This window comes from Streptomyces sp. NPDC091272, assembly GCF_044757485.1.
Taxonomy (GTDB): Bacteria; Actinomycetota; Actinomycetes; order Streptomycetales; family Streptomycetaceae; genus Streptomyces.
This window is the reverse complement of record NZ_JBIVVC010000007.1, coordinates 98,272-112,787: the sequence shown is the minus strand read 5'-3', so window position 1 is coordinate 112,787 and position 14,516 is coordinate 98,272. Positions and strand designations below refer to the sequence as shown.

Sequence of the window (14,516 nt, the reverse complement as noted above, 5' to 3'; positions counted from 1 at the left end):
GTTCGCGGCGTTCGGTGTGCTCGCCGCGTCCGCGGTGTTCGCCTTGTCCGTTCAATCGTCGGCCGGGCCGCGCAAGGTCCGTACGGTGCCCGCCAAGTACAGGTGCACCAGGCCGCCGCCCGCCACGGCCCGTGCCCCGGTCAGCCCCTCCACCGGCGCCGCCCACACCGGCGCGCCCGTCCTCGCGTCCAGCGCGTGCAGGCCCCAGGCCCGGTGCAGCCCGGGGGAACCGGTGGCGGACGGGTCGGGGCCCGAGGCGTACAGCAGGCCGTCCGCCACCAGCGGCGGCGCCCCCTCGGCGCCGTCGACGCGACGGACGTCCGTGCGTACCCAGCGCTCCCGGCCGGTGGCCGCGTCCAGGGCGCGCAGATCGCCCTGGGAACCGGTGTGCACCAGCCCCGCCGTCGCGGCCGGGGTGACGCTCACCCCGGCGTGCGCGGGCCGCGACCAGCGCCGCTTCCCGGTCGCCAGCTCCACCGCCTCCACCGCCGCGCGCCCCGGGTAGTGGCGGAACCCCGAGGAACCGGGATGGGCCTGGGGGTGGGCCGAGCCGTTCTCGATCTCCCGCTCCACCGTGCCGTCCCGGTCCCGCAGCACCACCAGCGGTCCACCCGCCGGATCGCGCGGCGACACCGGCCGCTCGGAGGTGGCGACGGCGAGCCTGCCGCCGTCCTGATGGACCGCGGGGACCCCCGTCACACCTCCCGCCCGGTGCCAGAGCGGTTCGCCGTCCCGCGCCCCGAACCCGTACGCGCGCCAGCGGTTGCCCGGCGTCGCGCGCTGCTCCGCCAGGGTGCTCGCCGTTGCGTGCGTGACGAGGCAGACGACGGCGGGGGAGACGGCCAGGTGGGCGGAGGGCCCTTCGGACTCGACGGCCGGCTCGTCGACCGCCGGGGGACGGAAGGGATTCTTCGCCGGGTCACCGGTCGACCAGCGGCGAGCCCCGGTCGCCGCGTCCAGCGCGACGATCTCCGGCGCCCCCGGCGGCAGCCGCAGTACGAACACCGTGGCCCCTTGCGGCCGTACGCAGCTCAGGGGGGCGCCGCCGGCCTCGTACCGCCAACGCACCTCGCCCGTCGCCGGGTGCAGCCGGGTCAGTGCCCGGTCCGTACGGACGTACAGCGCGTCACCGTCGAGCAGCAGCTCGTCGCCGGGGCCGGTCGGGGTGGCGAGGGTGCGGCTCCAGACCGTGATCCCCTGCCGCCCGCCGCGCGCGAGCGACTTCGACCGGGCAGCCTCGGCAGCGGGGGGCGCGTCGTCGTCGGCCAGGAGCACGGCCGCCGCCGTCGTACCCGTCACCGCGGCCGCCACCGCACCCGCCCAGGCCAGAAACCGCCTACGAGGGGCAGCGGGCACGGCCGCGACGGCCGTGGCGCCCGCATCGACGGGAGGGGCCGCCGGGCGGGCGGACCGAGCGGATGGGGCGAGGGCGGGCGCCGACCGCTGCCCGCGCGATGCGGGAGGTGTTGCCGACCGCTGCCCGCGCGATACGGGAGGTGTCGCCGACTGGCGCCCGTGCGGTGCGGGCGCTGTTCTCGGCCGTCGTTCGTACGGCGTGGGCGTCGGCCGTCGGCCCGGTGCGTCGGCCGAGGTGCGGGACGGGGGCGGCGTCCGGAACGCCTCCGGTATCTCCTCTGCCTTCTCGTCGAACTCCGTTTCGGCGGCCACAAGTTCGGCCGTCGCCTCCTCGTGCTCGCGCACCGCCCCGGTGATCGGTTCCGACTCCCACCACGGGGGCCCTGCCCGCCCGGCGCACCAGGCGAGCACCTCCGCCACGGACGGGCGGTCCGCCGGTTCCATGGCGAGGCAGCGCCGCAGGAAGCCGGGCCACTCCTCGCCCGGCACGCCCACCAGGTCGGGCGGCTCGTGCAAAGTGCGGTGCAGGACCTGTGCGGCGGTCCCCGACCCGTACGGATTGCGGCCGGTGCTCGACAGGGCGAGGAGCGCGCCGAGGGCGAACACGTCGGCCGGCGGGCCCACTTCCGCGTCCGGCCCGCCGGGAAGCTGCTCGGGCGCGACGAAGCCGAGCGTGCCCGCCTGGCCGCCCGCGCCGCCTGCGCCACTCGCTCGGCCGCCCGCGCCACCCGCCCGGTCGTCCCGCGCCTGGACGGCGTCCTGCGCGATGCCGAAGTCGAGGATCTTCGGGCCGTCCCGGGTGACGACGACGTTCGAGGGCCCCAGGCAGCGGTGCACGAGCCCCGCGGCGTGGATCGCGGCGAGCGCCTCTGCGAGTGCGGCACCGAGACTGCCGAGAGCTGCCGGGTCCAGGGGGCCGAGCGTGCTGATCGCGTCGACGAGGCACGGCCCCGCGCAGAACTCGACTGCCAGCCAGGGGAGTTCGTCCTGCGTGCCGCAGTCCAGCACGGCTGCGGCGGAGCGGACGTCCACGGCGCGGGCCGCCACGACCTCCCGGCGGAACCGCTCCCGGAACCCCGGATCGGCGGCCAGGTGCGGATGTACGGTGCGCAGGGCGACCAGCCGCCCGGCAGGGCTGCGAGCGAGCTGCACCCGGCCCGTGCCGCCCTCTCCGAGCGGCGCGACGACGTGGTACTGCGTCGGCCCGGCTGCGGACGCTGCGGCTGCCATTTCCTCGGTTCCCTCCCGTTCGCCCGGACGGCGCCGGACGCTGTGTGCGACGCCTCGCGAGGGGCGCACGGTTGCGGCGCGGGGCACGCTGTGACGCACCACATGCTGCCCCGGACGCCGCCTGTCGAAGCCGGCGTCAAGGGCGTGCGCCCGGTCTCACTCCGTCCGGCACGCCCGGGTCGGTGCACCGTCGGGGGACCGCCGGGGCGGCTGCCCGGAATGGTTCTCCCGCCCGGAGCGGGACGGTCCGCTCAGCGCCCCTGGTGGGGCCGGTGGGACGGCTGTGAGGGGCCGGACCAGGGAGGCGGCAGGGAGACGGGCATGGCATCTGCCGTCCGGTGGGCGCATACTGAAGGTAATGACAAAGCCAGCCGGAGCCCGGCGACACCTGCCGTCCAGTCCCTTCAACGTCCCGGCCCCGGCCGCCCCGCCCATTGAGAACTATGAGGTGGGAGACCGGGTTTCGCATGATCAATTCGGACTCGGAAGAGTCGTGGGGGTCGAGGGAGACCTCGCCGTACTCATCGACTTCTCCGGACGTCAGGGGCGGATTCTCAGCCCCTACTCCAAGTTGACCAAGCTCTGAGCCTCCGCGGCTCCGGGAAAAAACGCCTCCGCCCCGTACTTCGATCATCACGATCGGGATACGGGGCGGAGGCGTTTTTCTGGGTGGGGAGCCCGGCGGAGCCGGAGCTATGAGACGGGTTCCGTCGCCTCGTCGCGCATCGCGGCAGCCCATTCGACGAGAAGTAGTTCGTACTCCTCCGAGGGCCAGGCCGCGTCCGTCGTCTGCGCGTCCACGAGGCGGCGTATCGCCGTGTTCGTCTGATCCACCCCGGGGGCCTGGGGCCCGGAGGCGGACGGAGAGGTGGTGGACATGTCTTCCAGGCTACGTCCGGGCACCGGTACCCAAACCCTTCGCGCACGTGGTGTCTGTCACGCGCCCCACCGCTCCGTCCCCCGGAAACCCGGCCCCCGCTACAGCGCCTGCGCCGCGGGCTTCACCATGCCGCGCACCGTACGGGACTTGACGAAGTTGCCCATTCCGGTCATTTCCCATTCGCCGCTGTACTGCCGCACCAGCTTGGCCATCATCACGCCCGTCTGCGGCTCGGCACCGGTCAGGTCGAACCGGACCAGCTCCTCGCCGGTCGCGGCGTCCAGCAGACGGCAGTAGGCCTTCGCCACCTCGCTGAACTTCTGCCCAGTGAAGGAGTTCACCGTGAAGACCAGCCCCATCGCCTCCGTCGGGATCCGGCCCAGGTCGACCACGATGACCTCGTCGTCACCCGCGCCCTCACCGGTGAGGTTGTCGCCGGAGTGCTTGATCGCTCCGTTGAGGATCGAGAGCTTGCCGAAGTAGCAGCTGTCGATGTGCTTGCGGTTCGAGTCGTACGCGATGACCGAGGCGTCCAGGTCGATGTCCTTGCCGCGGAACGCGGGCTCCCAGCCGAGACCCATCTTGACCTGGGACAGCAGCGGCTTGCCGCCCTTGACCAGGGACACCGTCTGGTTCTTCTGGAGGCTGACCCGCCCCTTGTCCAGGTTGATCTTGCCAGAGCCCGCGGACGCCGGCGCGGCGGGCGCACCTGCGGCCGGGGGCGCGGCCGGGGTCTGCGCGGCGGTCACCCGGGGGTCGTAGGAAGGCGTGGGGGCGGACGGCGGCGCGGCGGCAGCCTGAGGCGCGGGTGCGGCGGCAGGGGTGGGGGCCGCGGCGGGGGCGGGCTCTTCCACCGAGACACCGAAGTCGGTGGCGATGCCCGCCAGGCCGTTCGCATATCCCTGGCCGACCGCCCGGACCTTCCAGGCGCCGTTACGGAGGTAGACCTCCACGACCACCAGCGCCGTCTCGGAGCCCAGCTTCGGCGGTGTGAAGGACGCGATCACACCGTTGTCGTCGGCGCCGCGCACCGTGGCGGTGGGCTCGATGCCCTGGAAGGTCTGGCCGGCCGCGTCCGGGCTCGCGGTGACCACGACCCGCTCGATGCCGGGAGGGAGCGCCCCGGTGTCCACCACGATCGCGTCCGGGGCGGTGCCGCCGCCGGAGCGGTAACTCACACCCGGGCCCGCGGGCTGGTTGTAGAAGATGAAGTCGTCGTCGGAGCGCACTTTGCCGTCGGCGGTGAGCAGCAGGCCCGATACGTCGAGCCGCACCGGTGCGGCCACGTCCACGGCCACGCGGGCGGTGGGAAGCGGAATGTTCGAGCCAGGGGTCATTGCGGTCATGTCACAGGTAACGACCGGGACGGCTTTGCCGTTCCCTTACCTTGCGACGAATTCCCCGCACGGCCCAGCCGGGACGGCCGGACGGTACGCCACCGGGTGCCCCGCCGGTGGTCCCTTCCGGTGACCGGGTGCCCCGGCGGCGGTCCCTCCCGGTGACCGGGTGCCCCGGCGGCGGTCCCTCCCGGTCCTCACCGGCCCGGTACCACGGGGGTGATCAGCGGTTCCGTGGATGTTCGCGGGCCCGGCGCTCGTTGCCGAACTTGTAGGCGCCGGTCCACCGGGCCATCACGAGCTGCGCGTCCCCCGACTCCACCTCGGCGAGGAACTTCTCCGCGCGGCCGCCCCGCAGCGTCGTCGCGGCACGCGCGCGGTGGGTGATGAGGACAGCGCCGTCCGGGCGGCGCACGTAACTGAATCCAGCAGGCTTGGGCATGCGCACAGCCTGAGCGCAGCCGGGCCGTTCCGCGAGCGAATTTCAGCCCCGGGGCTGCCCGTACGGTCTCTGCCGCGTCTTACCCTGGCGGACGTGGAGACCTTCGTGACCTCGGATCTCGACCAGGTGCGCCTGGCGATCGCCGAGTCGTTCTACAGCACCTTCATCGACCCGCTCGGCACCCCGGGCGCGTTCGAGGCCAGGATCGACAGCGCGCGGGTCGGCGCGCTGACGGTCGGCGACATACGGATAGGCACCGACATCCGGATGAGAGTGGGTGAGCTGGGCTCCTACCACGTGAACGTGCCGCTGTCCGGCAGCCTCGCCTGGCGGCAGGAGGGGCGGGCGGCAGCCGTCGCCACCGCGCGCCACGCCGCCGTGCTCGACCCGGCGGGCGACACCGGCATCGACCACTGGAGCGACGACTGCCGGCTGCTCGCCGTGAAGATCGAACCGGCCGCGCTGCACGCCCAGTTGGAGCGCCTGCTCGACCGGGATCTGCCGGAGCGCGTCGAGTTCGCCCCGCAGCTCGACATCGCCCGCGGTGCGGGCCTGGGCTGGGCCCGGCTGCTGCGGTGGGCGGTGGAGGAGACCCGCGACGCCGGGGGACTTGGCGCGCAACCCCTGATGGCGGGACCGCTCCAGGAGGCGCTGCTCAACGGGTTGCTGCTGGCTGCCGACCACCCGTACCGCGAGGAACTGCTCGCGCCCGCCCCCGCGTTGCGGCCGGCCCCGGTCAAGCGCGCGCTGGACGCCATCCACGCGCACCCCGAACACCCGTACACGGCGGCCTCGCTCGCCGCCGTCGCGCAGGTCGGCGTGCGGAGCCTCCAGGAGGGCTTCCGCAAGAATGTGGGGAAGTCGCCGACCGCGTACCTGCGGGACGTACGGCTGGACCGGGTGCACCAGGAACTGGACTCCGGCGCGCGGAACTTCGACGGCGCCGGCGCGCCCACGGTCGCCGAGGTCGCCTACCGGTGGGGGTTCGCGCACCTGGGCAGGTTCGCGGCCGCCTACCGGGCGCGCTTCGGCGAGACGCCTTCGCAGACCCTCAGGGGCCGGTGACGCGCGGTTCGCCGCGCAATCCGGACAGCGGGCGCGCGATGCGGATCGGGCGGCGGGGCGAACCGTTCTAGGTTGATCGCATCGCGGGCACGTTCGCAGCAACCGGCCGCCCGGTGAGTTCGTCGGCGATACTCATCGGCGGACCGGGTCGCCGGGAGCGGAAGACCCCGCGAGCACGGGCCCGGCCGGCTCCCCCCAACCGTTGACGGCCGGGCCCGCACATCTTTTCGGCCAGGGATCAGTAGGGCCACTGCGGCGGGTCGGTACAGAACGAGCCGCCCAGGAAGTCGTGCTCCGCGTCCCCCGGCACGGGTTCACCGTGCTCGGCGAGCAGCTTGGGCGCGTACTGCTCGGAGTCGTCCCGCGGCACGTAGCCGAGGGCGCGCGCGGAGGAGAGGTCCCAGCGCAGCCGGGTGTTGGCGGACGACCCGTACACCACGGTGTGCCCCACGTCCGGTGCGGTCAGCGCCGCGTCGAAGAGGCGTGCGGCGTCCCCCGGGCTCAGCCACGTGGAGAGCATCCGTACCGAGGTCGGCTCCATGCAGCACGCGCCGATCCGCACGGACACCGTCTCCAGCCCGTCCCGGTCCCGGTACAGCTGGGCGAGGTCCTCACCGAACGCCTTGGACAGCCCGTAGAAGGTGTCCGGGCGGTGCGGGGTCGCCACGGGCACCGGCGGGCCCTCAGGGCCCGGCATCGGGGTGAAGCCGACCGCGTGGACGCTGGAGGCGTACACGACCCGGCGCACCCCTTCCTCGCGGGCCGCCTCGAAGAGGTTGTAGGTCCCCTCGATGTTCGACCTGAGGATCTTCTCGAACGGGGCCTCCAGCGAGATGCCCGCCAGGTGCACGATCGCGTCGACACCCTCGACGGCCTCACGCAACGCGTGCTTGTCACCGAGGTCGGCGGTCACCGCGGTGGGTTCGCCCTCGATCGGCGTCGCGTCGAAGAGCCGCAGCTCGTATCCGTACGCGGGCAGCAGTCCCCGCATCAGGGTGCCGATGCCGCCGGCCGCGCCGGTGAGCAGGAGAGTGCGGGGAGCATCGGGCATGGAGGAGTCTCCTCGGGAGTGTCCGCGGTGGGGCGCCGACGGGGCCGGCCGAACGTCGTGACGCTAGGTAGCGCGGTCGTACCGAGTCAAGTGGTCGCCGCTGCACGGCGTTTCGCGGAGAAATTCCCGGGCGGCCGATGAGTTCTCGGGGCGGGCGGGGTCTCTCCTTGGACGCCGTTGCCGGCTGCGGCCGGCGACCCCAGGGAGAGGGACCTCATGGCCACCATCACGACCGACGCCGCCACCGCCGTCGTGTTCGACCTCCGGCCCGCGGCGCGGCGGCTCGCCCGGCTCGTCGAAGGGGTCCACGACGGCTGGTTGGACGCGGCCACGCCCTGCGAGGAGTTCACCGTGCGGGACCTGCTGGGCCATCTCCACGGGCTGAGCGCGGTGTTGAGCGACGCCGCGGCGAAGAGGGTGCGGACGGGGACGGCGGCGGGGGCAGGTGCGTGCGTGCTGTCCGGTGACTGGCGCCGCGAGCTGCCCCGCCGGATCGCCGAGCTCGCCGACTGCTGGCACCGCCACGAGGCCTGGGAGGGGGCGGCCGTCGTCGACGGCACGACGCTGCCCGCCGGGGTCGTCGCCCAGATCTCGCTGGGCGAACTCGTCCTGCACGGCTGGGACCTGGCCCGCGCCACCGGCCAGGCCTTCCACTGCGACAAGCCGAGCCTCCAGGTGGTGTACGCCCTGCTCGCCCCGGAGGCCGACAACCCCGCCCGTGCCCCGATGTTCGCCCCGGTCGTCGACGTGCCGTACGGATCGCCCTTCCTGGACCGTGTGGTGGGCCTCGGCGGCCGCGACCCGGGATGGTCACCGCGGGCGTGCGGCCCGAAAGGGGACGAAGGAGGCGAAGGAGGCGAAGGAGGCGAAGGTGTGCCGGGGAGCGAGGGGCGTACCGGGTGAAGATCCCGGTTCTCCAGCCGGAGGGCTGACACCGGGCGGACGGCCGCGCATACGATGCGTGGCTGTGGCGCACACCTCACTGCGTCACCATCCGCCCGAGGGGAATCAGCGTGCGTACGAGAGTAGTTCCCGCCCTGTTCTGCGCCGGTCTCATAGCCGCCACCAGCGTGCTCACCGGAGGCGCCGCCACCGCGGCGCCCACCGCGGAAGCGGGTGCGGCGGCCCCGGCTGCCACCATTCGCGAGAAGCTGGAGAAGATCCCCGGGCTGCGGATCGTCTCGGAGACCCAGAAGGAGGGCCGCCCCTTCTTCACCCTGACGCTGCGACAGCCCATCGACCACGACAACCCGCGCCGCGGCTCCTTCGAGCAGCAGTTCACCCTGTGGCACCAGGCCGAGACCGCCCCCATGGTGCACTACACCGGCGGCTACACCCTGTCCTCCGGCACCCGTGAGATCACCACGCTCCTCGGTGCCAACCAGATCAGCGTCGAGCACCGCTTCTTCGACAAGTCGGTCCCCGCGGGGAAGACCGACTGGCGCAAGCTGACCATCGAGCAGGAGGCCGCCGACGAGCACCGCATCGTGCAGGCCATGAAGCGCGTCTACAAGGCGAAGTGGCTGGGCACCGGCGCCAGCAAGGGCGGCATGACGCAGGTCTACCACGAGCGCTTCTACCCGGAGGACCTCGACGCCGTCGTCGCCTACGTCGCGCCCAACGACGCGAACAACCGAGACGACCGGGTCTACGACGACTTCTTCAAGACCGTCGGCACGCCCGAGTGCCGTGCCGCGCTCGACGCCGTGCAGCGCGAGATGCTGGTCCGCCGGGAGAGCATCCTGCCGCTGTTCGAGGCCACGTCCAAGGAGCAGGGCCTCACCTTCAAGCAGCTCGGCACGAGCGACAGGGCCTACGAGTTCTCCGTCCTGGACCAGGTCTGGAACTTCTGGCAGTCCGGCTCGTACACCAACTGCCCGACCGTCCCTGACGCCAAGAAGGCCACCGACAAGGAGCTGTACGACTGGTCGCTCGGCCACGGCCTGTCCATCTACTCGGACGCCGACGCGGGCCCCGCGGGCACCGGCCCGTACTACCGTCAGGCCGCCTCCCAGCTGGGCTGGGCCGACCTGAAGTTCAAGCACCTGCGGGACGTGCGCAACTACCCGGACATCTATCAGCCCAACTCCCTGCTGCCCGCCGGCATGCGCACCTCGTACAGCGGCTGGGAGGCCAAGGACGTCGACCGCTGGGTCAGCAAGCAGGGCAGGCAGATGATGTTCGTGTACGGGCAGAACGACCCGTGGAGCGCGGAGCGCTACCGTCCCTCGCGCCACGACTCGCACCTGTACGTGGCGCCGAACTCCAACCACGGCGCCCTGATCTCCAAGCTCGTCCCGGAGCAGCGCGCCGAGGCCGAGGCGACCGTGAAGCGGTGGGCGGGCGTTCAGTAGCCGACGGGGCGGGTGCGGCGGCGGCGGTGCAGCTCCGCCGCCGCACCCGCCGCACGTGCCTCAGCCGCTCAGTGCGGCCTTCATCATCTTCTGCGCCACCGGTGCGGCCAGACCGTTTCCGCTGACCTCCTCGCGGGCCGCGCCCGAGCTCTCGATCAGGACCGCCACCGCGACCTCCTTGCCGGTGGCGGAGTCCTTCGCGTACGACGTGAACCAGGCGTACGGCGTCTTGCTGTTGTTCACGCCGTGCTGCGCGGTGCCCGTCTTTCCGCCGACCTCCGCGCCGGGGACCTTGGCGTTCGTGCCCGTGCCGTCCTCGACGACCGTGACCATCGCGCTGCGCAGCTGCTCGGCGGTGTGCTCCGAGACGACCCGGGTGCTCTCGCCGTCCTCGTACTTCTCCAGCGCGTCGCCGCCCGCGTTCGTCACCTCGGACACCATGTGCGGGTCCGCCAGCTCCCCGCCGTTGGCGAGCGCCGCGGACACCATCGCCATCTGCAGCGGCGTCGCCGTCACGTCGAACTGGCCGATGCCGCTCAGCGCCGTCTGCGCCTTGTCCATGCCCTTGGGGTAGACGCTCTCGTACGCCCGTACCGGCACGTCCTGCTTGTCGTTGTTGAAGCCGAACTTCTCCGCCATCGCCCTCACCTTGTCCTGGCCGAGGTCGGCGGCCAGCTTCGCGAAGACGTTGTTGCAGGAGTACTTGAGGGCCGTACGCAGGGTGGCGTTCTCGCAGGGGGCGGACCTGTTCTCGTTGTGCAGGACGGTCCTGGTGCCGGGAAGGGTGTACGGGTCGGGGCTGTCCGTCGCGGTGTCCACCGAGTCGTACAGGCCGTTCTCCAGTGCGGCCGACGCCACGACCAGCTTGAACGTGGAGCCGGGGGGCAGCGGCTGGCGCATCGCCCGGTTGGTCATCGCCTTGTCCTCGTCGTCCCCGGCCGACAGCTTCCGCCAGGCCTCGCCGTCGCCCTGCCCGGCGATCTTCGACGGGTCGTACGAAGGGGTGCTCACCATGCCGAGAATCCGGCCGGACTTCGGATCGATCGCGACGGCGGCGCCCTTGTTGTCGCCCAGCGCCTCGAAACCGGCCTTCTGCACGGCCGGGTCGATGGTCGTCACCACGTTGCCCGGCCGGGTGTGCTTGCCGGTGAGCACGTCCGCGGGGTTCTTCAGCCGGTCGTCGGTGCCGTCGAGGACCTTGCTGTAGATGCCCTCCAGCTGGCTGGCCCCGTACACCTGTGAGCTGTAGCCGGTGACGGCCGAGTAGAGCTCGCCGTCGGTGTAGGTGCGCTTGTACGCGAGGTCACCGCCCTCCGTCCTCGTCGATCCGGTGACCGGTGAGCCGGCCACGATGATGTTCCCGAGCGGGTTCGCGTACTGCGCGATGATGTTCCGCCGGTTGTCCGGGTTGTCCGCGAGTGCCTTGCCGTCGTACGCCTGCACCCAGGTCACCCGCACCAGCAGCGCGAGGACGAGCAGCAGACAGAAGACAGCGGCGTGCCTGATCGTCTTGTTCATCCTGACCTGGAGGACGAGCGAGCAAGGGCAGTAGTTCCGTTACGTACCTCTTCTCATGTTTTCTTCATACGGCATGGCCTCGCGGGCGCGCTGCGGGAATGCGCGCCGGGCCGCTCCGGTTGACCCCCTTGTTGTTCCTTTTGTTGATGCTTGTACTTGTGTGAGACCGGGAGACGAAGAATCATGACCACGCCCGCCCCCCTGCGCGTAGAGATCTGGTCCGACATCGCGTGCCCCTGGTGCTACGTCGGCAAGGCCCGCTTCGAGAAGGGGCTGGCCGACTTCGCTCACCGCGGCGACGTCGAGGTGGTGCACCGCTCCTTCGAGCTGGACCCCGGCCGGGCCAAGGACGACGTCGTTCCCGTCGTGGACCTGCTGGCCCAGAAGTACGGGCGCACCCCCGAGGAGGCGCGGACCATGGAGGCCACCGTCGCCTCCCACGCGCACGCGGAAGGCCTCGGCTACCTGGTCGACGGCCGGGACAACGGCTCCACCTTCGACATCCACCGGATCCTGCACCTGGCGAAGGAGCACGGTCTGCAGAGCGAGCTGCTCGATCTCGCATACCGGGCGAACTTCGCCGAGGAGCACTCCGTCTTCGACGACGAGGTGCTGGTGGGGCTGGCGGTCGCGGCCGGGCTCGACGAGGCGCGGACGCGCGAGGTGCTCGCCGATCCGCAGGCGTACGCCGACGAGGTGCGCGCCGACGAGCGGGAGGCGGCCGAACTGGGCGCGAACGGCGTGCCGTTCTTCGTCTTCGACCGCCGTTACGGGGTCTCAGGCGGCCAGCCCGCCGAGGTCTTCACCCAGGCGCTGGAGCAGGCGTGGCAGGGGCGCGCCCCGCTGACCCCCCTGGGCGGGTCTGAGCAGGGCGAAACCTGTGACGCGGACGGCAACTGCTCCTAGGGAGTCCGCCACGGGAGCGGTCCCCGGCGGACGGGGAGTTGAGCGCCGGGAGCGGTCCCCGGCGGACGGGGAGTTGAGCGCCGGGAGTGATTCCCGGTGGACGGGGAGTTGTCCGCGCGGGCACAGTCTTGTGCATGACGACGTCTCCCGCGCACGCACTCGGCAACCTGGCTCCCGAGGAATTCGCCCCTGAGACCACCTACCTCAACACCTCGTCGTACGGCCTGACCCCGCGCCGTACGGTCGAGGCGGTCACCGCGCTCGTCCGGCAGAACGCCACCGGCGCCCACGCCAACCCCGGCTCCTTCGAGTCCTTCGAGGAGGCGCGCGCCGCGTACGGACGGCTGGTCGGCGTCGGCGCGGACCGTGTCGCGCTCGGCACCTCGGTCGCGGTGCACGTGGCCGTGGTCGCCGCCTCCCTCGCGGCGGGCAGTGAAGTGCTCGCCCCCGAGGGTGAGTTCGCGTCGCTGGTCACTCCCTTCTCCGCGCGCGGCGACCTGAAGGTGCGCTACGTCCCGCTGGCGGAACTGGCCGCAGAGGTGCGCCCGGAAACGGCCCTGGTCGCCTGGTCCGCGGTGCAGTCCGCGGACGGCCGGATCGCCGACGGCGCAGCCGTACGCGCCGCGGCCGCCGCGCACGGCGCGCGCACGCTGCTCGACGCCTCCCAGTCCGTGGGCTGGCTGGCGACCTCGGCCGGGGGTTACGACTACACGGTGGCCGGGGGCTACAAGTACCTGCTCAGCCCGCGCGGGACGTCGTTCCTGACGGTCTCGGAAGAGGTCCAGGAGCGGACCGTGCCGGTGCAGGCGGGCTGGCTGGCGGCGGCGGACACCTGGGGGAGCACGTACGGCCCGGTGACCGAATTCGCTCCCACCGCGCGGAAGTTCGACGCCGCCGCGCCGTTCCTCTGCTACGAGGGGGCGGTGGCGTCGCTCGGGCTGCTGGAGTCCCTGGGCGTCGACGCCGTCCACGCGCACAACGTCGCTCTGGCGGATCTCTTCCGGGACGGCCTGGCGGCGCTGGGGCACACACCGGTCGACGCGCCCGGCTCGACGGTGGTCGCCGTACCGGGGCTCGGCGACCGTGCCGAGACCCTCGCCCGCTCCGGGGTCATGGTGTCCGCGCGGGCGGGGAACCTGCGGGCGTCGTTCCACCTGTACAACACGGCACAGGACGTGGAGCGGGTGCTGGAGGTGCTGGCGACGGCGGAGTAGGGGAACGGCGGCACCGCCGGGGGACGGCTCCCGGCGGTACCGCCCATACGGGTTCCCGGTGGCACCGCTGTCACCGCTCCCGGTGGTACCGCCGTCACCGTCTCCCGTGAGTACCGCCGTCACCGGCTCCCGGTGGTACCGCCGTCACCGTCTCCCGTCCAGTACCGCCGTCACCGTCTCCCGGCGGAGCTCCGCTCAGCCGCGGCCGCGGCTGCGGCTGCGGGTCAGGGCGAGCGCGCCGCCGCCCGCGGCCAGCAGGAGCGCCGCGCCGCCCACCAGGTACGGCGTGGCCGAACTGCCGCCCGTCTCGGCCAGGTTGACCGGTGCCGGGCCGGCCTGCTTCACCCCGACCGTCTGGGGCTTCACCTCCGCGGGGGCGTCAGGCGCCGCCGGGGCGGGCGGCGTCGGCTTGCTCGTCCGCACGTCCGGCACGGTGCAGCCCGTCTCCGCCAGCGTCACCACCCCCTCCACCTCCGCGACGTTCAGCTTGAGCGGGTTCACCGACACCTTCAGTTCCAGCGCGGCCGCGGCCGCCGTCCGGGTGGAGGTGCTGGTCTTGGAAAGGGTGAGGGCGACCTCGCCCACCGCGGGGACGGTGACCCGGGTCACCCCGCCCGCGCTCAGCGTGATCCGCTTGCCCAGGACCGTCACCCGCCCCAGCACGTTCGCCTCGGCCTCGGGGCGGGAACCCGCGACGCACACCGACTTCGAGGTGACCTTCTCGACCTCGATGAGCGAGAGCAGGGGGAGTCCGGGGAGGTGCACCTTCGCGTGGGCGAGCTCGGACCTGCCCTCGGCCCTGTCCCCCTCCACGGTCGCCTTCGCGGTCGCGACGTCGGCCTTGAGCATCGAGACCGGCCGCCCCTGGTCGACGCCGTCCACCCGTACGGTCAGCGCCGTGCGCTCGGCACTCGCCGGTGCCTGCACCTCGTTGAGGGCGGCCTTCACCGGTACGTTCACCGTCTTGTTCAGGAGTGAAACGTCGAGCCCGACCCGCAGGACGGAGGCGTTCGCCCGCCCGGACTCCGACGGGTGGCCGGTCGCCTGCGCGGAACCGGCGGCCAGCAGTGCCAGCGGCCCGGCGAGCAGACCGGCGGCAACGACTCCTGCGGCGCTCCGGCGGGCCGGCAGGAGGAAGAGAGAGCTGTTCAAGGTGGTGGAAC

At 72.5% G+C, this 14,516-nt stretch carries 13 protein-coding genes; 6 read left to right on the top strand and 7 right to left on the bottom strand.

Annotated elements, in window-relative coordinates; all coding sequences use genetic code 11:
* Nucleotides 1–51 precede the first annotated feature (51 nt).
* Nucleotides 52–2,586 carry a PQQ-binding-like beta-propeller repeat protein gene (locus ACIQM4_RS20755; RefSeq protein WP_401593469.1) on the bottom strand — a complete coding sequence of 845 codons (2,535 nt, stop codon included), beginning with the start codon at nucleotides 2,584–2,586 and terminating at the stop codon, nucleotides 52–54.
* 358 nt (nucleotides 2,587–2,944) lie between these two features.
* Here ACIQM4_RS20755 and ACIQM4_RS20750 point away from each other — a divergent pair, with 358 nt between their 5' ends.
* Entirely contained in the window at nucleotides 2,945–3,172 is a 228-nt protein-coding gene (locus ACIQM4_RS20750) for a hypothetical protein (protein ID WP_185025425.1), read from the top strand.
* 107 nt (nucleotides 3,173–3,279) lie between these two features.
* Here ACIQM4_RS20750 and ACIQM4_RS20745 read toward each other — a convergent pair whose 3' ends face one another.
* From ACIQM4_RS20745 to ACIQM4_RS20735, 3 genes are all read right to left on the bottom strand, one after another.
* Nucleotides 3,280–3,465 carry a hypothetical protein gene (locus ACIQM4_RS20745; protein WP_401593466.1) on the bottom strand — a complete coding sequence of 62 codons (186 nt, stop codon included), beginning with the start codon at nucleotides 3,463–3,465 and terminating at the stop codon, nucleotides 3,280–3,282.
* 99 nt (nucleotides 3,466–3,564) lie between these two features.
* Nucleotides 3,565–4,803 carry a TerD family protein gene (locus ACIQM4_RS20740; protein ID WP_401594142.1) on the bottom strand — a complete coding sequence of 413 codons (1,239 nt, stop codon included), beginning with the start codon at nucleotides 4,801–4,803 and terminating at the stop codon, nucleotides 3,565–3,567.
* A gap of 223 nt (nucleotides 4,804–5,026) precedes the next feature.
* Nucleotides 5,027–5,245, bottom strand: coding sequence for a hypothetical protein (locus tag ACIQM4_RS20735; protein WP_401593464.1), 219 nt, complete (start codon nucleotides 5,243–5,245; stop codon nucleotides 5,027–5,029).
* Between the two features lie 93 nt (nucleotides 5,246–5,338).
* Here ACIQM4_RS20735 and ACIQM4_RS20730 point away from each other — a divergent pair, with 93 nt between their 5' ends.
* Nucleotides 5,339–6,310, top strand: coding sequence for an AraC family transcriptional regulator (locus tag ACIQM4_RS20730; protein WP_401593461.1), 972 nt, complete (start codon nucleotides 5,339–5,341; stop codon nucleotides 6,308–6,310).
* A gap of 238 nt (nucleotides 6,311–6,548) precedes the next feature.
* On the opposite strand, the gene ACIQM4_RS20725 is transcribed toward ACIQM4_RS20730, so the two are convergent.
* Nucleotides 6,549–7,361, bottom strand: coding sequence for an NAD-dependent epimerase/dehydratase family protein (locus tag ACIQM4_RS20725; RefSeq protein WP_401593458.1), 813 nt, complete (start codon nucleotides 7,359–7,361; stop codon nucleotides 6,549–6,551).
* Nucleotides 7,362–7,577: 216 nt separating this feature from the next.
* On the opposite strand from ACIQM4_RS20725, the gene ACIQM4_RS20720 reads away from it, so the two are divergent.
* Both ACIQM4_RS20720 and ACIQM4_RS20715 read left to right on the top strand, forming a co-directional pair.
* Nucleotides 7,578–8,264 (top strand): TIGR03086 family metal-binding protein, encoded by a 687-nt coding sequence (locus tag ACIQM4_RS20720; protein ID WP_401593455.1) that lies wholly within the window; start codon nucleotides 7,578–7,580, stop codon nucleotides 8,262–8,264.
* 110 nt (nucleotides 8,265–8,374) lie between these two features.
* Nucleotides 8,375–9,715 (top strand): S28 family serine protease, encoded by a 1,341-nt coding sequence (locus tag ACIQM4_RS20715; protein WP_401593452.1) that lies wholly within the window; start codon nucleotides 8,375–8,377, stop codon nucleotides 9,713–9,715.
* A 60-nt stretch (nucleotides 9,716–9,775) separates the two neighbouring features.
* Here the strand turns inward: ACIQM4_RS20715 and ACIQM4_RS20710 are convergent, their stop codons facing one another.
* On the bottom strand, nucleotides 9,776–11,233 hold the full coding sequence (locus ACIQM4_RS20710) for a peptidoglycan D,D-transpeptidase FtsI family protein (RefSeq protein WP_401593450.1): 1,458 nt from the start codon (nucleotides 11,231–11,233) through the stop codon (nucleotides 9,776–9,778).
* Between the two features lie 201 nt (nucleotides 11,234–11,434).
* Here ACIQM4_RS20710 and ACIQM4_RS20705 point away from each other — a divergent pair, with 201 nt between their 5' ends.
* Both ACIQM4_RS20705 and ACIQM4_RS20700 read left to right on the top strand, forming a co-directional pair.
* A complete protein-coding gene (locus tag ACIQM4_RS20705; protein WP_401594139.1) occupies nucleotides 11,435–12,139 on the top strand; it encodes a DsbA family oxidoreductase in 705 nt (234 codons plus the stop codon).
* Nucleotides 12,140–12,273: 134 nt separating this feature from the next.
* A complete protein-coding gene (locus tag ACIQM4_RS20700) occupies nucleotides 12,274–13,353 on the top strand; it encodes an aminotransferase class V-fold PLP-dependent enzyme (RefSeq protein WP_401593447.1) in 1,080 nt (359 codons plus the stop codon).
* 195 nt (nucleotides 13,354–13,548) lie between these two features.
* On the opposite strand, the gene ACIQM4_RS20695 is transcribed toward ACIQM4_RS20700, so the two are convergent.
* On the bottom strand, nucleotides 13,549–14,505 hold the full coding sequence (locus ACIQM4_RS20695; protein ID WP_401593445.1) for an SCO1860 family LAETG-anchored protein: 957 nt from the start codon (nucleotides 14,503–14,505) through the stop codon (nucleotides 13,549–13,551).
* Nucleotides 14,506–14,516: the final 11 nt, after the last annotated feature.